Genomic DNA, 22,083 nt, shown 5'->3' on the forward strand with positions numbered 1-22,083 from the left:
AGTGCACATATTCGCAGGCGTTGTGTCAAGTCGAGGAGATGCTCAGTCGGCGTTCCGGTCCGCCTCCTCGGCGAGTCGCCGGGCGAGTGGCTCGATCCGGTCCCGCCAGGCGGTGAGCGCCTTCGCCTGCGCTTGCGCCGTACCGGTCGGTCCGGTCTGGACGAGGCGGAGGCGGGCGCCGTGTCCGGTCCCGGCGGACAGTTCCCAGCGGATCCGTCCGGCCGGTTGTCCGCTGGGCTGCCAGGCGTACTCCAGCAGGGACGGTGCGTCGAGTTCGGTGATCACGCCGGCCGGGAACTCGGCCGTGGTGAAGCCGGGCGGTGGCGTCGCGCCGATCGTGGCCGCCGGATGGTGAGCCGCGTCGGTGAGCGCGGCCCAGACGGCCTCGACCGGCTGGGTCAGCTGCCGCTCGAAGCGCACCTGCCAGCCGTCCGGAGTGGCTTCGGCGACGCCGTCGGCCAGTCCGAACGCCTCGACGTACGACTCGTGCAGCCGGCCCGAGGGGCGCTCCGGCACCCCGGCCGGTCGACCGTCCACCAGCCGGTCGAGTTCGTCGAGGCAGTTGCGCCAGCCGGAGGCGTAGCTCGCCGCCGCGGGCCGGTCGTCGAAGGTGTGGCTGAACACCAGCAGGCATCCCGGGCCGTCGGCGCGCAACTCGATCCGGAACAGGTCACCGTCCCAGTCGAAGGCGAACAGCCGGGGCGGGTCGTACGCGCTGATCGAGCCGGTGGTCTCGGCGCCGTCCGGACCGAAACTGAAGGTGATCTGTCCGCCCGGGCGTGGCTCCAGGCGTACCTCGGCCGGGAACCATCGGCTCAGGTGCTCGGGCTCCGTGACGGCCGGCCAGACCTTCTCCGGCGGATGTGCCAGTCGCCGCTCGATGCGCAGCCGCTGGCGCCCGTCCACACTGTCCAGGCTCTCGTTCGTCATCGGTCCTCCGTTTTCCTGCCGTCGGGTTGCCCCGGTTCCGGGTGGTCGGACGGGTTGTCGCGCGCGGCGGAACTGTCGGACCCGTTTGGCATGGTGTTCAGATGTTGTTCAAGCAGGTCGAGCCGGCCGGCCCACATCCACCGATACGGTGCGAGCCAGGCGTCGAGTTCGGCGAGTGGTTCGGGACAGAGTTCGTACCAGCGACGTTGCGCGTCCGGGCGGACCCGGACGAGTCCGGCGTCGCGCAGTACCCGCAGGTGCTTCGAGGTGCCCGGTTGGGTCAGCCCCAACTCGTCGGTCAGTTCGCCGACCGAGCGTGGGCGCTCTCGGAGCAGGTCCAGGATCCGGCGTCGGGTCGGCTCGGCGAGTACCTCGAACGGGGTGGCCACGGCGCCGAACATACCAAGTCAGTAATATGTCAGGCAAGTTATGTAACCGATGGTTCTCCGGAGGCTGGTGAAGATTGTGCACCGGGAAACGGGGTAAGGAACGACGATCGTGACGGAGGGAGGCATCCCAGGTGATGTCGTCAAACCTGGACAGCGGCACAATTCTGACCGCCGTGGATGACGCCGAGGGATACATCGCGAAGATCTGCTTCAAGACCGGACCACCCGCGCTGTACGGCGTAGAACTGGAATGGACCGTTCACGACGCAGCCTCGCCGAGCCGGCCGATCGAGCCGGAGCGGCTCCGGAACGCCCTCGGACCCCACGCCCCTCCCAGTATCGACCCGGACAGTCCCGCCGCACCGTTGCCCAGTTTCGGCACGGTCAGCGTCGAGCCCGGTGGTCAGGTGGAGATCTCCACCGCCCCGCGTCGCTCGCTCGGCGAACTGCACTCCAGTACCACTTCGGACATCGCCCACCTCGACAGCCTGCTCGGCACCGCCGGCCTCGTGCTCGGCGAGACCGGCATCGATCCGTACCGCGCGCCGGCCCCGGTGGTGGACACCCCCAGATACCGCGCGATGCGCTGCGCCTTCGACCGGCTCGGGCCGGCCGGCCGGACGATGATGTACAGCACGGCCGGGCTCCAGGTCTGCCTGGACGCCGGCACCGCCGACGACTACCCGGAGCGCTGGGCCACCGCACACGCGGTCGGGCCCGCGCTGCTCGCCGTCTTCGCCACCGCCCGGTGGCACGCGGGTCGGGACACCGGCCGGGCGTCCGCCCGGATGGCCGCCTGGCAGCGGATCGATCCGGCCCGGACCCGCCCGGTCTGGGGGCCGGACCCGGACCCGGTCGACCCGGTCGCCTCCTGGGTCGGCTACGCACTGGCGGCACCACTGCTCTGCGTACGCCGGGACGGCGCCGACTGGAGCGTCCCACCGGGGATCACCTTCCGGGACTGGATCGCCGGAGCACTGCCCCAACGCCCGAGCACCGACGATCTCGACTACCACCTGAGCACCCTGTTTCCGCCGGTACGTCCCCGGGGCTATCTGGAGATCCGCTACCTCGACGCCCAACCGGCGGGGGAGTGGATCGCCCCCGCCGGGGTCCTCAGTGCCCTGCTCGGCAACGAACGGACCCGGTCGGCGGCCCTCCAGGCGTGCGAACCGGTCGTCGGACGGTGGGCCGAGGCGGCCCGGCACGGCCTGCGTGACCCGATGCTGGCCCGGGCCGCCGAGACCGTGCTGGACCTGGCGCTCCGGGCTCTGGACCACACCGAACTGCCGCCGTCGACCCGCGAGGACATCACCCGGATAGTGGCGCGGCGGCTCGCCGCCGCGCGGGGAGGACCGTCATGACCCACCTGAGCCAGGGAAGCCAGCCGACGGAGGTGTTGCGGGACCGGATCGCCGCGGTGCTCGGCCGGGCCCGCGACCGCAGCATCCTGCTCACCGAGGCCGTCGACGACGACGATCTGGTACGACAGCACTCGCCGATCATGTCCCCACTGGTCTGGGACCTCGCCCACGTCGGCAACCAGGAGGAGTTGTGGCTGGTCCGGGACGTCGGCGGCCGGGATCCCGTACGGCGCGACATCGACGACCTGTACGACGCGTTCAAGCACCCCCGCAAGGACCGGCCGGCCCTGCCGCTGCTGGCCCCCGGGGAGGCCCGGTCGTACGTGGCGACGGTCCGGGACAAGGTGTTCGACCTGCTCGACGGCATCCGGTTCGACGGGCCCCGGCTGGTCGCCGACGGGTTCGCGTTCGGCATGATCGCCCAGCACGAGCAGCAGCACGACGAGACGATGCTCGCCACCCACCAGCTCCGGGCCGGGCCGCCGGTGCTCTCCGCGCCCCCGCCGCCGGCCGCCGTCGTACCGGTGAACGGTGAGGTGCTGGTCCCGGCGGGGCCGTTCGTGATGGGCACCTCGACCGATCCGTGGTCCCTGGACAACGAGCGACCTGGACATCTGGTGGACCTGCCGGCATATGTGCTGGACGCGGCGCCGGTGACCAACGCCGAGTACCTGGCCTTCGTCGTCGACGGCGGCTATGCGCAGCCGCGCTGGTGGAGCGGGCCGGGGTGGCGGCACCGGTCCTCCGCCCGGCTCTCGGCACCGATGCACTGGCTGCGGGACGGCGCCGACTGGGGCTACCGGCGGTTCGGTCGGTTCACCCCGCTGGTGCCGGACGAGCCGGTGGTGCACGTCGGCTACCACGAGGCGGAGGCGTACGCGGCGTGGGCCGGGAAGCGGCTGCCCACCGAGGCCGAGTGGGAGAAGGCGGCTCGTTGGGACCCGGTAAGTGGCCGGTCCCGCCGGTACCCCTGGGGTGACCAGGAACCGACGCCGGAGCACGCCAACCTCGGCCAACGGCACCTGGCGCCGGCACCGGTCGGGGCATATCCGGCGGGTGCCTCGCCGCTCGGCGTGCACCAGTTGATCGGCGACGTCTGGGAGTGGACGTCGAGCCCGTTCCAGGGCTATCCCGGGTTCGCGGCGTTCCCGTACCGGGAGTACTCCGAGGTCTTCTTCGGCCCGGACCACCGGGTGCTGCGCGGCGGGTCCTTCGGTACCGACCCGGTGGCCTGCCGAGGCACCTTCCGGAACTGGGACCTGCCGATCCGTCGGCAGATCTTCAGCGGCTTCCGCTGCGCGCGGTACGCCCGGCCGGACGAGGTCGGGTGAGCCGGCCCGCCCACCGCGCGTCTGCGCCTGCGGACGGCGACCGCGAGAGGGCGCCGGAGGACTGATGTGTCGTCATCTGGCCTACCTCGGCCCACCCGTACCACTCGGCGCGCTGCTCTTCGACCCGCCGCACTCACTGGCCCGGCAGTCCTGGGCGCCCCGCGACATGCGCGGCGGGGGCACGGTCAACGCCGACGGTTTCGGTGTCGGCTGGTACGTCGGCACCACCGCCGAACCGGTGCGCTACCGCCGGGCGGGTCCGATCTGGACCGATCTCACCCTGCCGGCGCTGGCCGCGTCGACGGTCTCCGGCGCGGTCCTGGCGGCGGTGCGCTCGGCGACCGTCGGCATGCCGGTGGTCGAGACGGCATCGGCACCGTTTGCCGAGGGGCCCTGGCTGTTCAGCCTGAACGGCGTGATCCGCGGCTGGCCGGACTCGGTCGTGGAACTGGCTGGCCGGCTGCCCACCCGGGACCTGCTCACGCTGGACGCGTCGACCGACGCGGGACTGCTCTGGGCGCTGGTGCGGCACCGGCTGCGGGCCGGGGCCGCTGCGCCGGAGGCGGTCGCCGAGACCGTCCGGGAGGTCACCGCCGCCGCGCCCGGGTCGCGACTGAACCTGCTGCTCACCAACGGGCAGTTGCTGGTGGCCACGACGGTCGGGCATGCGCTGTCGGCGCGGGCCACCGAGAGGTCGGTGCTGGTCTGCTCCGAACCGCTGGACGAGGAGCCCGGCTGGCAGCCCGTTCCGGACGGAACTCTCGTACTGGGCAGCGTCGGCCTCCTCGAGTTGCGCCCGATCGACGGTGCCGCCGCGCCGGGGACGGGAGACCGGGGCGCCGGACCGACGGCGGGACCGGCGCCCTGAGCGCACCGCGTCCAGTACTGATCAGGGGCCGCAGCGGCGGCGGGTGTCGACCGGAGGGAGAGTACGCGTGACCGCGGATCCGTTGGAGATCTATCTGGAGGAATCAGACCTGGCTCGGGCGTTGCGGGCGGACGTCCGGGCCGGGCTCACCGCCGTACCCAGATGGCTGCCGCCGAAGTGGTTCTACGACGCCCGGGGCAGTGAGCTGTTCGAACAGATCACCCGACTGCCCGAGTACTACCCGACCCGGGCCGAGCGGGCCGTGCTGGCGGAGCGCGCCGCCGAGATCGCCCGGCTCACCGACGCGAAGACCCTGATCGAGCTGGGTTCCGGCTCGTCGGAGAAGACCCGTCTGCTGCTCGACGCGCTGACCGCGCACGGCACCCTGGGTACCTTCGTCCCGTTGGACGTCTCGGTCAGCGCGCTGCGCCAGTCGACCGCCGAGATCGCCGCCGGCTATCCGGGCCTGCGGGTACGGGGCATCGTCGGCGACTTCACCCGGCACCTGGACCGGCTTCCCACCGGTGGTCGACGGCTGGTGGCGTTCCTCGGTGGCACGATCGGCAACCTCCTGCCGGCGGAGCGGTCCAATTTCCTGGCGGCGATGCGGGCGGCGCTGGAGCGGGGCGACTGGCTGCTGCTCGGCACCGACCTGGTGAAGGATCCCACGGTGCTGATCCCGGCCTACGACGACGCAGCCGGGGTGACCGCCGAGTTCAACCGGAACGTGTTGCGGGTGCTCAACCGGGAACTGGACGCGAACTTCGACGTTGCGGCGTTCGATCACGTGGCGACGTGGGACGCCGACCAGCGGTGGATCGAGATGCGGCTGCGGGCCGGACGGCCGATGCGGGTACGGGTGCTCGATCTCGATCTCGTCTTCGCCGAGGGGGAGGAGTTGCGGACCGAGATATCGGCGAAGTTCCGGCCGGCGGACGTCGACCGCGAGCTGACCGACGCGGGTTTCGCCGTCCAGGGCCGGTGGACCGACGACGACGGCCTCTTCGCGGTGACTCTCGCCCAGGCCGTCTGAGGACGCCCCCGCTCCGGGATTTCCGGTCGGGCGGTCGGGCCCTGCGGCGCCGCCCGTGATCTCCCTCGCAGGCCGGGGGATGTTCCGGCCTGCCGATCCTTGATCAGGTAGGGTCGTCTTCAGCGAAGGGGAGTAGCTCCCAACGTCGTGGTCGACACACTGGCGCGTTCCGCGCCCGGCCACGTGGCCTCACCTCAGGTGAGGCGGGCGAGACCTTCGACTCAGGCAGAAATGCCGGGTCGAGGTTGCCATGCCCCAGGCCCGGTACGACCGGGAAAGGGTGTCATGGAGGATCTCAACAACACTGCCTTGGCGATCAGCTTCGGCGTCATCTTCGTCGCGGAACTGGGTGACAAGTCGCAGTTGATGGCGTTGACCTTCGCCACCCGGTTCAGGGCGTTACCGGTGATCATCGGCATCACCGTGGCCACCGCGGTGGTGCACCTGGCCTCGGTGGCCCTCGGGGTGGGACTGGGTGCGGCGCTGCCCACCGGCTGGATCGCCCTGGTCGCCGGGCTGGCGTTCCTGGGCTTCGGGGCCTGGACCCTGCGCGGGGACAAGCTCACCGACGAGGAACGACGCAAGGCGGAGCGGACCACCCGGTCCGCGATCATCGCCGTCTCGATCGCCTTCTTCCTGGCCGAACTCGGCGACAAGACGATGCTCGCGACGGTCACCCTGGCCACCCAGCACGACTGGTTCGGCACCTGGCTGGGCTCCACCCTCGGCATGGTCGCCGCCGACGCGCTGGCCATCGGTGTCGGCCGGGCGCTCGGTCGCCGACTGCCGGACAGGGCCATCCGGTACGGCGCGAGCGTGCTGTTCGCGATCTGCGGCCTGTGGCTGCTGCTGGACGGGATCCGGCAACTGACCTGACCCGATCCGGTGTGGCACGGCGGATCGTGGGTAGCCGTTTCGGTGGCCGACGGGTCGGCGGACCTGGCTCGTGGCTGGAACGGAGGATCACTGCATGACCAGGCACGATGAGCCGAACGAGTACGGATTCGCCGGCGAGGGGACCGCCCCCGAGCCGGAGCCGCCGCACAAGCGGGACGTGGTCGCGGAGGAGGCGGAGGAGACCGCGGTGCCGGGTTCGGACCTGTCCCGCGAGTTCCAGGAGGCGCTCGCCGACTCGGACCACTACGAGAACGCGGACGACGACCCGGCGCCGGGCCGACCGACGTAGGCGGGGTGGGACCGGCGCCCCGGACGGTTCAGTCGGCCTCCCCGGGGTGCCGGCCGTCGGGTTCCGGCCGCTGGTAGACGTCCGGCACCCCGTCCGCGTCCTCGTCCCGGCTCTCCGCCTCGTGCAGCCGCCGGTGCTTCGCGTTCCGCAGGGTCAGCACGAGCGACGCCAGTACGGCCGAGATCAGCGATCCGGCCAGTACGGCGGCCTTGACGAGCACGTGCTCCTCGCCCTCGCTGCCGAAGGCGAGTTCGCCGATCAGCAGTGAGACGGTGAATCCGATTCCGGCGAGTAGCGCGACGCCGAACAGGTCGGACCAGCCGATGCCCTCGTCCAACTCGGCCCGGGTGAATCGGGACAGCAGGTAGGTGGCGCCGAAGATGCCGAGCGTCTTGCCGACGATCAATCCGGCCGCCACGCCGAGCACGATCGGTTCGCGGATCAGACCACCGGGGTCGGCGTCGCGTAGCGCGACCCCGGCGGCGAAGAACGCGAAGATCGGCACCGCCGCCCCGGCCGACACCGGGCGCCAGCGGTGCTCGAAGTGCTCGGCCAGCCGTCGGCGCTCGCCCGGACGGGTCAGCACCGGAACGGTGAAGCCGAGCAGCACTCCGGCGACGGTCGCGTGCACCCCGGAGGCGTGCATCAGGATCCAGCTCAGCACGCCGAGCGGCAGGAGAATCCACCACCTGGTCCAGCGTCGCTGCACCAGCACCCCGAAGACACCGATCGTGGCCAGCGCGCCGAGCAGTGGCGCCGGGCTGAGGTGGTCGGTGTAGAAGAGTGCGATCACCAGGATCGCGATCAGATCGTCGACCACCGCCAGGGTGAGCAGGAAGGCCCGCAACCCGTGCGGCAGGTGTGAGCCGATGACGGCGAGCACGGCGAGCGCGAACGCGATGTCGGTGGCCATCGGGATCGCCCAGCCGGCGTACGCCCCGCTTCCGGTGGCCGCGATCACCGCGACGTAGATCAGCGCGGGCAGCGCCATGCCGCCCAGAGCGGCCAGTACGGGTACGACGGCTCGGCGCGGATCACGCAGGTCCCCGACGACGAATTCACGCTTGAGTTCCAGGCCGACGACGAAGAAGAAGATCGCCAGTAGCCCGTCCCCCGCCCATCCACCGAGGCTGAGGTCGAGGTGCACGACGTCGCCGCCGCTCCACGGGACGTACCGGCCCAGGGCGAGATAGCTGTCGGACCACGGCGAGTTGGCCCAGCCGAGTGCGATCACCGCGCCGAGCAGCAGCAGCACGCCCCCGACCGTCTCGGTACGCAGCACGTCGGCGACGAAGCTGGCCTCCGGCCAGGAGCCGCGCTGGAAGAACCGGCGTACGGCACCGGGTGGGTGGACCGGGCGCTGGCGATCGGTCATCCGGGAGGTCACCTCGATCTGGGCAGTGTGAATCGACCTGCCGACCAGACTTCCCGGCGCACCTGCTGATCACCCTACCCGGGTCCACGACGGGTTGCCGGGCGTGGAGTTATCGACCCGGTCACCACCTTCGGTACTTGACGCGCCGTGTTGCGCGGACTGCGACTACTGAGGGCGCTCAATCATCTACATTCGGTAGGAACTGTCGAGCGACAAGTGTGAACTTTTCATACTGTTGCATTTTTTGTGATCACTAGAGGTCTTTGGCACCTCCGGAGCGGTTTGGTGCTGAGACGGGAGGCCTGGCCTGATGGATCTGCACAACTACCTGCGCGCGCTGCGCCAACGCTGGTGGGTGGTACTCGCGACCATCATGGTCGCGCTGGGGATCACCGGATTCGTCACCGTCCGGGCGACACCCCAGTACGCCTCCTCGGTGACCTTCTTCGTCACCTCACCCGGCCAGGGAATGTCCGACGCGTACCAGGGCGGTCTGTTCCTCCAGCAGCGGGTCAAGTCGTACGTCGACCTGCTGACCAGCGACCGGTTGGCGCAGACGATCGCGGGGGAGGAGCAGGTGGGGCTGACCGCGGACGAGGTGCGGTCCCGGATCACCGCGCGGGTGGAGGCGGACACCATCCTGCTCTCCGCCACCGTCACGGACTCCGACCAGGCCCGGGCGCTGCGGCTCACCGAGGCGGTCGCCGCGCACTTCGTCAAGCTTGTGCACACCATCGAGACGCCGCCGGGCGCCAAGGACGCCCCGATCAAGATCGAGGTGGTCGGCGGTCCACGGGTCGACGCCGAACCGGTCTCGCCCCGGCCGGTCCGCAATCTCGTTCTCGCCGGAGTGTTCGGGCTTCTCGTCGGGGTCGGGCTGTCCGTGCTGCGCGGGCTGACCGACACCACGTTCCGGGACGGCAAGGCGCTCCAGGAGGCGACCTCGGCGCCGCTGCTCGGCACCATTCCCTACGACAGCCAGGCCCGGTCGACCCCGTTGATCGTCGGCGCCGCCGGGCAGACGGCCCGGGCCGAGGCGATGCGCAAACTGCGGACGAATCTCAGGTTCGTGGACGCCCAGGAGCCGGCCCGGGTCATCGCGGTCACCAGTGCCGTCCAGGCGGAGGGCAAGTCCACCCTGGCCTGCAACCTGGCGATCACGCTGGCGGAGGCGGGCTGGCAGGTGCTGCTCGTCGACGCCGACCTGCGGCACCCACGGGTGGCGACCTACCTCGGCCTCGGCACCGGAGCCGGCCTGACCGACGTGCTGATCGGCGAGGTCGCGGTGGAGGACGTGCTGCAACCCTGGGGCGACCGGTCGCTGCTGGTGCTCCCCGGCGGCTCGGTCCCGCCGAATCCGAGTGAACTGCTCGGTTCGAAGGCCATGGCCGACCTGCTGCTCTCGCTGCGTGAACTGACCGACATCGTCATCATCGACACCCCGCCGCTGCTGGCGTTCACCGACGGAGTGGTGGTCGCGGTGCAGGCCGACGGCGCCCTGTTGGTCACCCGGCAGGGCAAGACTCCGAGCGCGCAGACCGCCGCCGCCGCCCAGGCGTTGCACGCGGTGGCGGCCCGGGTGCTGGGCTGTGTGCTGAACATGTCGAAGGAAAACAAGATCGACGTCGAGCAGTACCGGGCGTACCGGAAGGGTGTGCCGGTCAAGAGGCCTCCGACGGTGCACGACGAGCAGGTCGAGATCACCGACCCCACGCGGCTCCCCCCGCACAGCGACGGTGTCCGGATACCGGAGGACACCGCGGAACTCAGTCGGGTGTCGCGATGACGCGGTGCCGGCTGTCGGGTGATCGGGGGATGGGACATGAAGATCGGGGTTATCTCGTACTGGTTTCCGCCGGAGCCGGCCTTCATACCGGGCTGTCTGGCTGAGGAGTTGGCGGCCCGTGGGCACGAGGTCCGGGTACTCACCGGATTTCCGAACTATCCGACCGGGCGGATCTATCCGGGCTACCGGCAACGCTGGCGGGACCAGACCGAGGAGGGCGGGGTCACCATTCGGCGGGTGCCGATGTACGCCAGCCATGACGGCAGTTCGGCGCGGCGAGCCGCCCGACAGCTCTCGTACGCGATGACCAGTGCCCTGGCCGCGCCCGGCTACCTGGCCGGGGTCGACGCACTCTACGTCTACTTCCCGCCGGCCGGCGCCTACGCGGCTGCGGCGCTGCTCCGGCTGCTGCGCAGGATCCCCGCCGTGGTGCACGTCCAGGACATCTGGCCGGAGGCGGTGACGGAGCCTGCCACGCAGGGCCGGGCAGAGCCCGGCGGGATGATGCACGGGCTGCTCAGCCGCACCATGCGCGGCATCTACCGGTCGGCGGCCGGAATCGCGGTGATCGCGCCGTCGATGCGCGACGTGGTGGTCGAGCGGGGGGCCGATCCGGACAGGGTGCGGGTGGTGCTCAACTGGACCGACGAGCGGCTGTTCCGGCCGATCGGGACCACTCCGGCGGCCCGTCGGGCGATCGGCCACCGTGGTCACACCACCGTCATGCACGCCGGCACGATGGGCCCGTTCCAGCGGGTCGACACGGCCGTCCGGGCCGCGGCGGCGGTCAACGGAAAGGTGGACCTGGACCTGGTGCTGGTCGGGTCCGGGCCGGAGGAGCGGCAGAGTCGGCAGCTGGCCGAGGAACTCGGCGCGACCAACATCCGGTTCCTCGGCTGGCATCCGCCCGCCGAGATGGCCGACCTGTACGCCGCCGCCGAGTACCAGCTAGTGCTGTTGCGGGATCTGCCGGCATTGCACGGGGCCGTGCCGGCCAAGTTGCAGGCCGCGTTGTCGGCCGGAGCGCCGGTCGTCGCATCAGCCGGAGGCGACACGGTAGACCTGGTGGAACGGGCCCGTGCCGGCCTCTCCTGCCCGGCCGAGGACTGGCAGGCCCTGGCGGACCGGTTCGCCCTGGCCGCGGTGATTCCCAATACGGCGCGGGCGGAGATGGCGCAGCGGGCGAGGGACAGCTACCTGACCCAGATGTCCCTGCGGACCGGGGTCGACCAGATCGAGCAGATGTTGGCCGAGGCGGCGGCGACCCGGCGCCGGCGGTAATCGGATGCCCGGCGGCCATTCCGGCCGTCGGGCGCCGTTCGGCCGTTTTATGAGTGTTTCTCACTAGAAATAAGTGAAAGAGCTATAAGAGGCGTTGAAATGCCTACAGGACGGTGTTAGGCGTGCTATAGAGATATGGGACACAAACGACATTCTGTCTGATTCACTCTAATTAGTCGAGAGCGGTGGTGGAAGTGGGGGATGTTTCCCCGGCGCGAGGGCGGACTGCCCGCCGTCGAGCGTTCCGACGCAACCTGCGTCGGGCACTGCTCACCACACTCGTGGTCGTCTGCCTGCTCGGCCTGGTGGGCGGCTGGCTCGGGCTGCGCGGTTGGCAGGCGAGGGGAAACCTGGACAACGCCGCGAGCCTGGCCCGCGAGCTGAGCCAGCAGGTGCTCGACGGCGAGACCGTCCAGGCCCGCCGGACCCTCGCCGCCCTGCAACAGCAGACGGCCGCCGCCCGGTCCCGTACCGGCGATCTCGGCTGGCGGGCGGCCGGAAACACACCGTACGGCGGCTCGACCCTGTCCGCCGTCCGGGCCCTGGCGGTCGGCGTCGACGAACTTGCCCGCCGGGCGTTCCCACCGCTGGTGGAACTCGACCTGGGCACGCTGCTGCCCAGCACCGGCCGGCTCGACCTGGCCGCGCTGCGGGCCGCGATGCCCGCCGTCACAAAGGCGGACACCGCCGCGCAGCAGGTCCGGGAGCAGATCGGCACCGTACCGACCGACGGGCTCCAACCCTCGGTCCAGGAGGCGGTACGGCTGCTGCGTACCGAACTGGATCGGCTGGTCACACTCACCTCCGCCGTCCGGCGCAGCGGCGCCCTGCTTCCGGTGCTGCTCGGCGGCAGCGGCACCAGGACCTACCTGGCGGTCTTCCAGAACCTCGCCGAGCCCCGGGCGACCGGTGGAATCTTCGGCGCCTACGCCGTCATCCAGGCCAACCGCGGCCAGGTGAAGATCGTCAAGCAGGGGGCGGCCAGCGAACTGAGGAGCTTCGCGCGGCCGGTGCTGCCGCTGACCCGGGAACAGCGGGCGCTCTACACCGACCTGCTCGGGATCTACCCCGCGGACGTGAACCTCACCCCGCACTTCCCGACCGCGGCCAGGCTGTTCCGGGAGATGTACCGGCGGGCCGGCGGCGGCACCGTCGACGGCGTGCTCGCCACCGATCCGGTCGCACTGTCCTACCTGCTCCGGGCCGTCGGTCCGGTACCGGTGCCGGGGCATCCGACCCTCACCGCACCCACGGTGGTCCGGACCCTGCTGTCGGACACCTACCGCCGAATCGACGCGCCGGCCGCGCAGGACGACTACTTCGCCGCGTCGGCCAAGGCGGTCTTCGACGCGCTGCTGAACCGCTCGGTCAATCCGCGGGCCGTGGCGGAGGCCCTCGGCACGGCCGTCGCCGAGCGCCGGATCCTGTTCTGGAGCGCCCACCCGGCCGAGCAGCGGGAACTCGTCGACACCCGGCTTGCCGGCGTGCTGCCGGACCGGGAGACGGTGAACAACGTCGGCGTCTTTCTCAACGACGGCAGCGGCGCGAAACTCGGCTACTACCTGAACGGCGCCGCCGACCTGACCGTTGGCGACTGCCGGTCCGATGGCCGGCGCGAACTGCATCTGCGCCTCACCCTGCGTTCGACCACGCCCTCCTCCGGGCTCAGTGAGTCGGTCCGGGGCCTGGCGATGTCCGGCGATCCCTACACGATGAGGGTCCTGGTCTACGTGTTCAGCCCGCTGCGCGGATCACCGCTCGGTGCCCGGCTGGACGGCAAACCGGCACCGGTGGGCGGCGGTATGGAGCGGGGGCGCCGAGTCGGCGTACTCGCCGTCGACATCAAGCCCGGACGTACCCGCGTGCTGGAGGTCAGCCTGCTCACCCAGGAGAAAGCCAGCGGCGCGGCGGAGTTGTGGCTGACCCCCGGCCCGACGCCCTGGACCACCCGGATCAGTCCCGCACCCGCGTGCGATCAGTAGATCGCCGCAACAGAAGAACGTCATCCGATCCGAAGTGAACGGCATGCGAACAGTAGAGAGGAACCATCATGCGGCTATCCCGCATCATCGGCTCGGCCGTGGCGACGCTCGCCACGGTGGGCGCGTTCGCCATCGCGGGGATGCCCGCGGCGGCCCAACCACTGCCCCAACCGCCCTACCCGCCGGTACCGCCGGCGCTGACCGTCAGCGACCCCACGGTGGAGGTGGGAGAGACGTTCACCGTGTTCGGCTCGGGCTACGGCGGCAACGAACTCGTCCGGCTCGACTTCGTGCTCGGGCCGCTGGCCCTGGGTGCCCAGCCGGCGGCGGACACCGGCGGGGTCGGCGCGATGCTGCCGGTCGCGCGCCAGGCGCCACTGGTGCACACCAATCCGACCACTCTCACCGTACGGGCCAACGTGACCGGCGAGTTCTCGGTCCGGGTCCGGTTCACCCGGACCGGCACGCTGGACATCACCGGAACCGGCCTCACCACCGGCCGGGTGGCGAGCACCACCGTGACCATCGTCCGGGCACAGCCACCGCTACCGGTCACCGGTAGCGAGACCGGGTCACAGATCGCGGTCGGCACCATGCTGCTGATCGCCGGTGCGCTGCTCGTACTGGTGGCCGTGGTGTGGCGGAGCCGAAGCCGTCGTACCGGGCGGACGCGGCGGTTGACCCCGGTCGGCTGACCTTCACCTCCGGACCGGCCGGCGATGTCGCCGCCGACCGGGTCCCTGGACAACGCGCCTGCCGGACGGTTCACCCGTCCGGCAGGCGCGTCAGGTGTCGTCAGAGGAAGGTCAGATCGTCAGCAGTGTCTTGCCCACCGTGGCCCGCGATTCGATCGCCGCGTGCGCCTCGGCCGCCCGCTCCAGCGGAAACCGCTGCCCGATCACCGGGCGCAACCGCCCGGCCCGGGCCTCGGCCAGCGCCGTCCGGGTCAACGTCCGCAGTTCGTCCGGATCGGACCGGGGAACCCGGACGAGGGTCGCCCCCCGTTGCCTCGCGACCTCGTCCGGGATGTCCGTCCACGTGCCACTGGCCAGACCGAAACTGACCATCCGGCCGTTCCGGTCGAGCAACTCGAACGCCGCCCGCCCCACCGTGCCGCCGACACCGTCGAAGACGACGTCGACCGCGCCGACGGCGTCGCGTACCCGGTCCGTCCAGTCCGGGTCCCCGTAGTCGACCGCCAGGTCGGCACCCAGTTCACGGGCCAGCTCGCTCTTCCGTCCGCCACCCGTCGCCGCGACGACCGTGGCGCCGGCCGCCGCACCGAGCTGGACCAGCAGACTTCCCACGCCACCCGCCGCCGCCTCGACCAGGATCCGTTCTCCGGCGCGGATCCGAGCCGTCCGAATCAACAGGGTCGCGGTACGGCCGTCGGCCAGCAACGCGACCGCGCTGTCCAGCGGCAGCCCGTCCGGTACCTCGATCAGATCCTCGGTCTTCACCACCGCGCGCTCGGCATAGCCTCCCGAACCCCCGGTGCCGCTGACCACCCGCCGCCCCAGCAGCGCCGGATCCACGCCGGGGCCGACCGAGGCGACGAGGCCGCCCACGCCGTTGCCCGGGATCACCGGCAGCTCCGGTCTGAAACCTCCGGGGCCCTTGCCGGCGCGGAGCTGGGTTTCCACGAACGTGATGTTGGCGAACTCGACGGCGACCACGACCTGCCCCGGCCCGGCCACCGGATCGGGCCGATCGGTCGCGAGGAGCACCTCCGGCCCGCCGAACTCCGTCAACCACACCGCGCGCATCTCGGTCCCTTCCACTCGGTGGCACCCCGGGGGCAAGTCAACAACCTGAACTGCGGTCGAGGTCAACTGCCGGGGCCGATCGGCCGAGCCCCGCCGGACGGCCGGCACCTGCTCCGGACGGATCGGTGGTGCCCTCACCGGGTCTGGCCAGGCGACCGGGTCGGCGGCGTAGGCTCGGCGGAGTGAGTACTGCGGAGTCGATGCCGGGGGAGACCCTGCGACCGGGTACGGCGGCGGCGGTCGCCGAGCCGACCAACGTGCTGCTGCCGGGCCATGACGTACCGCTGGGCCGCTACACCACCGTGCGCCGCCTGCTGCCGCAGCGACAGCTCCGTACCGTGGGCGCCTGGTGTTTCGTCGACCATTTCGGTCCGGACGACGTCGCCAACCGCCCCGGGATGGGCATCGGGCCTCATCCGCACACCGGGCTGCAGACCGTCACCTGGTTGGTGCACGGCGAGATCCGGCACCTGGACAGCCTGGGTAACGACCAGCTCATCCGGCCCGGTCAGCTGAACGTGATGACGTCCGGGCACGGCATCGCGCACTCCGAATACTCGCCCGTCGACCATCCGCCGACCCTGCACGGGCTGCAGTTGTGGGTGGCGTTGCCCGACGCCGCCCGCGCGGACCCGCCCGGATTCGCCCACCACCCGGACCTGCCGGTGTTGAGCGAGTCGAATCTGTCGGTGACCGTGCTGGTCGGGGAGTTCGGCGGCGTCCGGTCTCCGGCGGTGGTGCACTCCCCGCTGCTCGGCGCGCAGCTCTGGCTGCCGGACGGCGGAACGGCCCGGCTGCCCCTGACCGGCGCGTTCGAACACGGCGTGCTGGTGATGTCCGGCGCGGCCGAGGTCGCCGACGTCGCGCTGACCCCGGGCTCGCTGCTCTACCTCGGGCCCGGCCGTCGGGAACTGACGGTCCGGGCCGCCGGTCCGACCCGGCTGATGCTGCTCGGCGGCGAGCCGTTCGACTCCGCGCTGGTGATGTGGTGGAACTTCGTCGGAAGGTCGCACGAGGAGATCGCCGAGGCCCGCGCGGACTGGATGGCCGGCGGCCCCCGGTTCGGGCGGGTGCGGGGCGACGACGCGGATCCGCTGCCGGCGCCGGAGATGCCGACGACCCGGCTGAAGAGTCGCGATCGGCACGGTCGCACCGTCGGATGAGTGCCGGTCAGGTGAAACCTCCGGAGCCCCGCAGCTTTGGTCCGAACCGTCGCGGGTAGTCGCGGTCATGGCGACCACTGCGACGACGAGCGTCGAGGACCGTAAGCGGCTCGTCCGCGCTCTGGTGGGGCGGAGCCGGGGCTTCGCCGAGGAGTACGGACTCCAGGTGACCAACAATCCTGCGAGCCTCTTCCAGGTGCTCTGCCTGTCGATCCTGTTGCGCCGGAGCCCGGACGTCCGCGGGGCGGTGCAGCCGGTGCTGGCGCTGCGGAACCAGGGTTGGGGAAGCCCGGCCCGGATGGCCCGGTCCCGACTCCAGGCGCGGGCCGGAGTGCTCCGCGACCACGGCCGGCGCGGCGACGCGGACCGGCTCGCCGCCACGTTGGGGAGTCTTGCCGGCGTGCTCGTCGAGCGCTACCAGGGAGATCTGCGACGGCTGCGGGCCGCGGCGCGGTATGCGCCCGCCCGTGAGCGGACCCTGCTCCGCGAACTGCCCGGAGTGGACGTCGAGGTGGTCGAGCTGTTTCTGCGTGAGGTCCAGGCGTTGTGGTCGGAGACCCCGCCGGTCGCCGACCGGGGTGCCCTGATCGCCGCGCGGAAGCTCAGTCTCGGACGGACGGCGGCCGACCTGGCGGTACTCGCCGGCGGTGGCGGATCCGAGAAACTGGCCTGGTTGGTGGGCGCCCTGGCCAGGGTCGAGCTGGAGAACACATACGACGAAATCGCTCGTTGAGGGGCGAAACAGCGTGTTTTCCCGCACAGTTTCCCGGATCCTGGCCGGTTGGACGATCCCAGATCGTAAGATAGGTCAGCGGCACCTGCTCGCCCGGTTCGGGCTGGCAGCCGCTGCCCGGCGAGGTCCGTGTCCGGTTCGGACACGTCGACGTCGTCGGGGCAATGTCGGACGTGGCGCCCGGTTCGCGTCCAACCGCGAATGGGGCGCCTCGTCCGGTGCCTCGGTCCCGTCCGGCAGTGGGGTTACTTGGCCAGCCCTGCCAACAGGTTGATGGTCGCCGCGATGATGACCGTGCCGAAGAGGTACGACAGCAGCGCGTGCCGCAGCACCGCCGCCCGCATCGGTTTCGAGGTGAGCGAGGTGTCGGAGACCTGGAAGGTCATCCCGACCGTGAACGACAGGTACGCGAAGTCGGTGTACCTGGGCGGCTCCGACTCGTGGAACACCGCACCACCGTCCTCGCCGGTGTAGTACAGCACGGCGTACCGGGCGGTGAAGACCGTGTGCACCACCGTCCAGGACAGCAGCACGCTGACGATGCCCAGTCCGATGTGTGCGTCCCGCTCGAGACCCCGTACCGACCCGTCGGTGGCGAGTAGGACGCCGATGGCCAGCAGGCTGGCCAGGCCGGCGGTCAGCAGCACCGCGTCCCGGACGGCCCGGCTCGGGTCCTCCCGGACGGCCAGCGTCGCGGTTTCCTGCCAGGTCCGGGGCCACAGCACCGACCAGGCCCAGACCAGGTAGGTGACCGCCGCGGCGTCCCAGCCGATCAGCGGTCCCATGACCCAGGAGTGCAGCAGCGTCGTCGGAATGCCGACGCACAGCCCGACGGCCGTGAAGACCGCCGCCTGGACCGAGGCTCTGGCCGGCTCGCGCCGGGCCCTGGGCGGCTCCCCGTCCTGGGAGTGCGCCGGTCTGCCGAGCCGCATCTGCGCGGTTGCGATCAGAGTTGACGCATGTGCCGGGCGACCCGCTGGTGGGTACGGTCGCGCGCCTTCGCGGCGAGTTCGGCGGGACTGGCGTCCGGGGCCAGGTCGGTCGCGGCCGACCGGGCCACCTCCTCGGTGTTGTGATAGTCCACCGGCGGCATTCCACGCAGCGCCTGTAGCACCTCGCGCGGCGCTCCAGCACGTTCGGCCTCCCGGACGATGTCCTCCTTGGGCGCCGGGAAGTCCATCGACTCCAGGTACCGCAGTACGTCCGCGTTGGTCACCATGAGATCCCGCTCCTCGCCGGTTGTCTGATTCACCGGCCGGCCGGATACCCGTTGTGCGGACACCCACGCCTGCGCCGGGCCCCGGATCCGTCAGGTCCTGGATCCGTCAGGTCCTGGATCCGCCGACCCTGGCTCGGCGGGCCCCCTCGTCGTGGACGGCTCCGGCCCGGCTCGCGGAATATCGCGTCGCGGAATATCGCGTCGCCGTTCCGCGACGGCGGGACTAGCCTCGTCCGGATGCCTGAGGTTCCCGTCCGTTACCGGTCAGACGACGAGGACAGCGGCCGCTGGACCGGGTTCCCCTACCGCCCGGGGGACATGGTGATCAGCACCCGGTCCAAGAGCGGCACCACCTGGATGCAGATGATCTGCGCCCTGCTGGTCTTCCAGGACCCGGACCTGCCGGCACCGCTGGCCGAACTGTCGCCGTGGCTCGACTGGCTCGTCGAACCCCGGGACGAACTGTTCGCCCGGCTGGCCGCGCAGCCGCACCGCCGGTTCATCAAGACGCACACCCCGCTCGACGGAGTCCCGCTCGACACACGGGTCGACTACATCGTGGTCGCCCGGGACCCGCTGGACATGGCGGTGTCGCTCTACCACCAGGTCGACAACCTCGACCGGGAACTGATCCGGCACCTGACCGGCCGAACCACGCCCGACGGCCCCGTACGGCCCCGACCCCCACTGCGCGACTGGCTGCTGTCCTGGATCGACCGGGACGTCGAACCGGCCGACGCACTCGACTCGCTGCCGGGGGTCCTGTGGCACCTCTCCGACGCCTGGGCCCGACGCGCCGAGCCGAACGTGCTGCTCGTGCACTACGGCGACCTGGCGACCGATCTGCCGGGCGAGATGCGCCGGATCGCGGAGCGGCTCGGGATCGAGGTGCCGGAGCGGCGCTGGCCCGACCTGGTCGAGGCGGCCACGTTCGCGCGGATGCGGGCCAGGGTGACCCGGTTGGTGCCGGACCGGTCCGGCGTACTCAAGGACCGGTCGGCGTTCTTCCGACGGGGCAGTTCGGGTGCGGGCCGGGAGGCGCTCAGCGCGGACGAGGTCGCACACTACCGACGCCGGGTGGCCGGGCTGGGACCGCCGGACCTGCTGCGCTGGCTGCACGCCGACGATGCTCCGGCGCGGCTCGCCCATCGTTCCTCGTCCTAGCCTGGGCCGACGGAACGTGGAAGCGTCCCGAGCTATACAATACAGAACACTGCTGTATTGTAATTGCTGTGGGCATCGATGATCGCGCTCCTGGCCGGCCGCGGAGCAGGGAAGCCGACGCCGCCATCCTGGACGCCGCACTGGAACTGCTGATCGAGCGTGGCGCGGTGGCGACCAGCATCGAACAGGTGGCCCGGCGTGCCGGAGTCACTCGGGCCACCGTGTACCGGCGTTTTCCGGATAAGGCCCAGCTGCTGATCGCCACGATCGAGGCCGCCTACGGTGATCCCCCGCCAACGCAGGAGATCCGCGACGTCGAGCACTTGCTGACCGGTTGGGCATCCATCCTTGCCAGCCCGCGTCTGCGGCGCCTCCTGCGCCGCCTCTACGGCGCGATCGAGGACTTTCCCGAAATCGCTCGTGCTTACCAGAGAATGCTCGGCCAGCAGCGGGACCAGGCCCGCCGCAACGTGTTCGAACGGGCCCGCGACCGCGGGCAGTTTCCCCCGGACACCGACTCGGACGTGCTGCTGGACCTGCTCACCGGCGCGGGGTGGCAGCACCTGGCCATCCAGCCGGACAACTGCACGGTCGAGGACACCGAGAGGTTCCTACGTGCCGTGCTCCACCAGGCCGGGTACCGGCCCGACGGCTACCGACAACAGTTGGTCCCGCAGGGCCAGCAGCCCGCCAGACCGGGAGACAAGGAGTAGCCAACATGTCCACCGCCAGCGTCGAGGCGCAGTTGCGCACCCGGGCGTTCGCCCGCGTCATCGGGCCCTACGTCGCCACCTTCACGATCGTCTACGCGATCCGCCTGCCCGACCTGGTCGGATACATCAACGACCTGTTCGCTCAACCCGTCCTGGTCTGGCTGCTCGGCGCACTGATGCTCGGCGGGGGACTGGTCATCGTCGGCGGACACCGCAGTTGGCGCGGCCCACTCGCGGTCACCGTGTCCCTGTTCGGCTGGTTCGTCGCCGTACGCGGGTTCCTTCTCATCGTCGACCCCGGGGCGGTCAAGTCGGGTGTCGACTCCACCATGCTCTCGCCCACCGCGACGACCGTGGCCCGGATCTTCTTCGGCGCCCTGGCGGTGATCGGCCTGCTGCTGACCTACGCCGGTTGGTTCACCGAACCGACGGCTCCGACACCAGCAACACCTACGACCGACGCCCACAGTCCAGCCTGAAACACGGGGTCGAACCAGGTCTGACGGCGCGGACCCGGGTCAGGCGACGGCACCCTCGGTACGGAGTCGCCTGATCCGGGTCAGGCGACGACACCCTCGGTACGGAGTCGCCTGATCCGGTCGGCGTCGAGGCCGAGTTCGGCCAGCAGTTCGTCGGTGTGCTCGCCGGGATGCGGCGGCGGTCGGCTGATCGCCCCGGGGGTACGGCTGAACCGGGGCGCCGGCGCCGGCTGCTCGACCCCGGCGGGTGCGACGAACACACCCCGGGCGGAGAGGTGCGGGTGCCGGGGTGCCTCCCGCCAGTCGAGCACCGGAACCGCGCAGGCGTCGGTGTGCTCCAACAGGTCGGCCCAGTCGTCCCGACTCCGGGTCCGGAACAGCCGCGCCCACGCCTGCCGCAGCGCGGGCCAGTTCGCCGGGTCGGTCCGGTCCAGCGCCTCGTCGGGGGCCAGCGGAAATCCGGTCCGGCGGACCAGTTCGGCGTAGAACTGCGGTTCGATGGCGCCCACCGCCAGGTACCTCCCGTCCGCACACTCGTAGGCGTCGTAGAACGGGGCACCGCCGTCGAACATGTTGACCCCTCGGGCGTCCTGCCACATCCCCATCCCACGCAGGGAGTGGATCATTGTGGAGAGCAGCGCGACCCCGTCCACCATGGCGGCGTCCACCACCTGCCCGGTCCCGCCGCCCCGGACGTCGAACAGCGCGCAGACCACACCGAGTGCCAGCAGCATTCCGCCACCGCCGAAGTCACCGACCAGGTTCATCGGCGGCACCGGTGGTTCGCCGGCCCGACCGATGCCGTGCAGTACGCCGGTCAGCGCCAGGTAGTCGATGTCGTGCCCGGCGTACGGGGCGTTCGGGCCGTCCTGGCCCCAGCCGGTCATCCGGCCGTACACCAGCCGGGGGTTCACCGCCAGGCAGTCCGCCGGTCCCAGGCCGAGGCGCTCCGTGACACCGGGCCGGAATCCCTCGACGAGTACGTCGGCGTCGCGGACGAGGTCGCGCACCACCTCCCGGCCGGCGGGTGTCTTGAGGTCGACGGCCAGCGATCGTCGTCCCCGGTTCAGCAGATCAGGATGGGGGGTGCCGAACCGTTCCGGCCGGACCTCGGCGACCCGGTCGACCCGGACGACGTCGGCGCCCAGGTCGGCGAGGACCATCGCCGCGAACGGGCCCGGTCCGATGCCGGCGAGCTCGACGATCCGGACGCCGTGCAGCGGGCCGCCCGGGGCCGCCGGTCGGGGAGCGGTCATCCGTGCACGATAGGACAGCACCGTCCGCCGGTCGAGCCGGTGATCTCCGGTGCCGGCGGGGTTGG

General features: G+C 71.1%; 22 protein-coding genes. 15 read left to right on the forward strand and 7 right to left on the reverse strand.

Annotated elements, in window-relative coordinates:
- Window positions 1-42: 42 nt before the first annotated feature.
- Window positions 43-930, reverse strand: coding sequence for an SRPBCC family protein (locus I0C86_RS23595; protein WP_196203463.1), 888 nt, complete (start codon window positions 928-930; stop codon window positions 43-45).
- Window positions 927-1,319, reverse strand: coding sequence for an ArsR/SmtB family transcription factor (locus I0C86_RS23600; RefSeq protein WP_196203464.1), 393 nt, complete (start codon window positions 1,317-1,319; stop codon window positions 927-929). Before I0C86_RS23600 ends, I0C86_RS23595 begins: the two co-directional genes overlap by 4 nt.
- A gap of 134 nt (window positions 1,320-1,453) precedes the next feature.
- Between I0C86_RS23600 and I0C86_RS23605 the strand changes: the two genes are divergently transcribed.
- From I0C86_RS23605 to I0C86_RS23630, 6 genes are all read left to right on the forward strand, one after another.
- Window positions 1,454-2,683: a glutamate-cysteine ligase family protein gene (locus I0C86_RS23605; RefSeq protein WP_196203537.1), complete on the forward strand. Its 1,230-nt coding sequence runs from the start codon at window positions 1,454-1,456 to the stop codon at window positions 2,681-2,683.
- Window positions 2,680-4,014, forward strand: coding sequence for an ergothioneine biosynthesis protein EgtB (egtB, locus tag I0C86_RS23610; RefSeq protein ID WP_196203465.1), 1,335 nt, complete (start codon window positions 2,680-2,682; stop codon window positions 4,012-4,014). Before I0C86_RS23605 ends, egtB begins: the two co-directional genes overlap by 4 nt.
- Before the next feature lie 64 nt (window positions 4,015-4,078).
- Entirely contained in the window at window positions 4,079-4,882 is an 804-nt protein-coding gene (gene egtC, locus I0C86_RS23615; protein ID WP_196203466.1) for an ergothioneine biosynthesis protein EgtC, read from the forward strand.
- Window positions 4,883-4,949: 67 nt separating this feature from the next.
- On the forward strand, window positions 4,950-5,915 hold the full coding sequence (egtD, locus tag I0C86_RS23620) for an L-histidine N(alpha)-methyltransferase (RefSeq protein WP_196203467.1): 966 nt from the start codon (window positions 4,950-4,952) through the stop codon (window positions 5,913-5,915).
- Window positions 5,916-6,200: 285 nt separating this feature from the next.
- Window positions 6,201-6,791 (forward strand): TMEM165/GDT1 family protein, encoded by a 591-nt coding sequence (locus tag I0C86_RS23625; RefSeq protein ID WP_196203468.1) that lies wholly within the window; start codon window positions 6,201-6,203, stop codon window positions 6,789-6,791.
- Window positions 6,792-6,885: 94 nt separating this feature from the next.
- On the forward strand, window positions 6,886-7,101 hold the full coding sequence (locus tag I0C86_RS23630; protein WP_196203469.1) for a hypothetical protein: 216 nt from the start codon (window positions 6,886-6,888) through the stop codon (window positions 7,099-7,101).
- Between the two features lie 28 nt (window positions 7,102-7,129).
- Here I0C86_RS23630 and nhaA read toward each other — a convergent pair whose 3' ends face one another.
- On the reverse strand, window positions 7,130-8,476 hold the full coding sequence (nhaA, locus tag I0C86_RS23635; protein ID WP_196203470.1) for a Na+/H+ antiporter NhaA: 1,347 nt from the start codon (window positions 8,474-8,476) through the stop codon (window positions 7,130-7,132).
- Window positions 8,477-8,786: 310 nt separating this feature from the next.
- On the opposite strand from nhaA, the gene I0C86_RS23640 reads away from it, so the two are divergent.
- From I0C86_RS23640 to I0C86_RS23655, 4 genes are all read left to right on the forward strand, one after another.
- Window positions 8,787-10,262 carry a polysaccharide biosynthesis tyrosine autokinase gene (locus I0C86_RS23640; protein ID WP_196203471.1) on the forward strand — a complete coding sequence of 492 codons (1,476 nt, stop codon included), beginning with the start codon at window positions 8,787-8,789 and terminating at the stop codon, window positions 10,260-10,262.
- 36 nt (window positions 10,263-10,298) lie between these two features.
- Window positions 10,299-11,543: a glycosyltransferase family 4 protein gene (locus I0C86_RS23645; protein WP_196203472.1), complete on the forward strand. Its 1,245-nt coding sequence runs from the start codon at window positions 10,299-10,301 to the stop codon at window positions 11,541-11,543.
- A gap of 194 nt (window positions 11,544-11,737) precedes the next feature.
- Window positions 11,738-13,525 (forward strand): DUF4012 domain-containing protein, encoded by a 1,788-nt coding sequence (locus I0C86_RS23650; RefSeq protein WP_323373808.1) that lies wholly within the window; start codon window positions 11,738-11,740, stop codon window positions 13,523-13,525.
- 68 nt (window positions 13,526-13,593) lie between these two features.
- A complete protein-coding gene (locus I0C86_RS23655; protein ID WP_196203473.1) occupies window positions 13,594-14,220 on the forward strand; it encodes a hypothetical protein in 627 nt (208 codons plus the stop codon).
- 111 nt (window positions 14,221-14,331) lie between these two features.
- On the opposite strand, the gene I0C86_RS23660 is transcribed toward I0C86_RS23655, so the two are convergent.
- Entirely contained in the window at window positions 14,332-15,306 is a 975-nt protein-coding gene (locus I0C86_RS23660) for a zinc-binding dehydrogenase (RefSeq protein WP_323373809.1), read from the reverse strand.
- Window positions 15,307-15,473: 167 nt separating this feature from the next.
- Between I0C86_RS23660 and I0C86_RS23665 the strand changes: the two genes are divergently transcribed.
- Window positions 15,474-16,454 carry a pirin family protein gene (locus tag I0C86_RS23665; RefSeq protein WP_196203474.1) on the forward strand — a complete coding sequence of 327 codons (981 nt, stop codon included), beginning with the start codon at window positions 15,474-15,476 and terminating at the stop codon, window positions 16,452-16,454.
- A gap of 67 nt (window positions 16,455-16,521) precedes the next feature.
- Window positions 16,522-17,187, forward strand: a complete 666-nt coding sequence (locus tag I0C86_RS23670) for a hypothetical protein (RefSeq protein ID WP_196203475.1) — start codon at window positions 16,522-16,524, stop codon at window positions 17,185-17,187.
- Window positions 17,188-17,432: 245 nt separating this feature from the next.
- Here the strand turns inward: I0C86_RS23670 and I0C86_RS23675 are convergent, their stop codons facing one another.
- Entirely contained in the window at window positions 17,433-18,119 is a 687-nt protein-coding gene (locus I0C86_RS23675; RefSeq protein ID WP_196203476.1) for a DUF1345 domain-containing protein, read from the reverse strand.
- A 14-nt stretch (window positions 18,120-18,133) separates the two neighbouring features.
- A complete protein-coding gene (locus tag I0C86_RS23680; RefSeq protein WP_323373810.1) occupies window positions 18,134-18,439 on the reverse strand; it encodes a DUF2795 domain-containing protein in 306 nt (101 codons plus the stop codon).
- A 204-nt stretch (window positions 18,440-18,643) separates the two neighbouring features.
- Here I0C86_RS23680 and I0C86_RS23685 point away from each other — a divergent pair, with 204 nt between their 5' ends.
- The 3 genes from I0C86_RS23685 to I0C86_RS23695 all read left to right on the forward strand — a co-directional run bounded on the left by I0C86_RS23685 (window position 18,644) and on the right by I0C86_RS23695 (window position 20,762).
- Window positions 18,644-19,570 (forward strand): sulfotransferase domain-containing protein, encoded by a 927-nt coding sequence (locus tag I0C86_RS23685; protein WP_196203477.1) that lies wholly within the window; start codon window positions 18,644-18,646, stop codon window positions 19,568-19,570.
- Between the two features lie 68 nt (window positions 19,571-19,638).
- On the forward strand, window positions 19,639-20,283 hold the full coding sequence (locus I0C86_RS23690) for a TetR/AcrR family transcriptional regulator (protein WP_196203478.1): 645 nt from the start codon (window positions 19,639-19,641) through the stop codon (window positions 20,281-20,283).
- A 5-nt stretch (window positions 20,284-20,288) separates the two neighbouring features.
- Complete coding sequence (locus tag I0C86_RS23695; protein ID WP_196203479.1) at window positions 20,289-20,762, forward strand: hypothetical protein; 474 nt, start codon at window positions 20,289-20,291, stop codon at window positions 20,760-20,762.
- An 80-nt stretch (window positions 20,763-20,842) separates the two neighbouring features.
- Here the strand turns inward: I0C86_RS23695 and I0C86_RS23700 are convergent, their stop codons facing one another.
- On the reverse strand, window positions 20,843-22,018 hold the full coding sequence (locus tag I0C86_RS23700) for a CaiB/BaiF CoA transferase family protein (RefSeq protein ID WP_196203480.1): 1,176 nt from the start codon (window positions 22,016-22,018) through the stop codon (window positions 20,843-20,845).
- Window positions 22,019-22,083 lie beyond the last annotated feature (65 nt).

Origin of the sequence: Plantactinospora alkalitolerans, from assembly GCF_015690345.1 — a bacterium.
Taxonomy (GTDB): domain Bacteria; phylum Actinomycetota; class Actinomycetes; order Mycobacteriales; family Micromonosporaceae; genus Plantactinospora; species Plantactinospora alkalitolerans.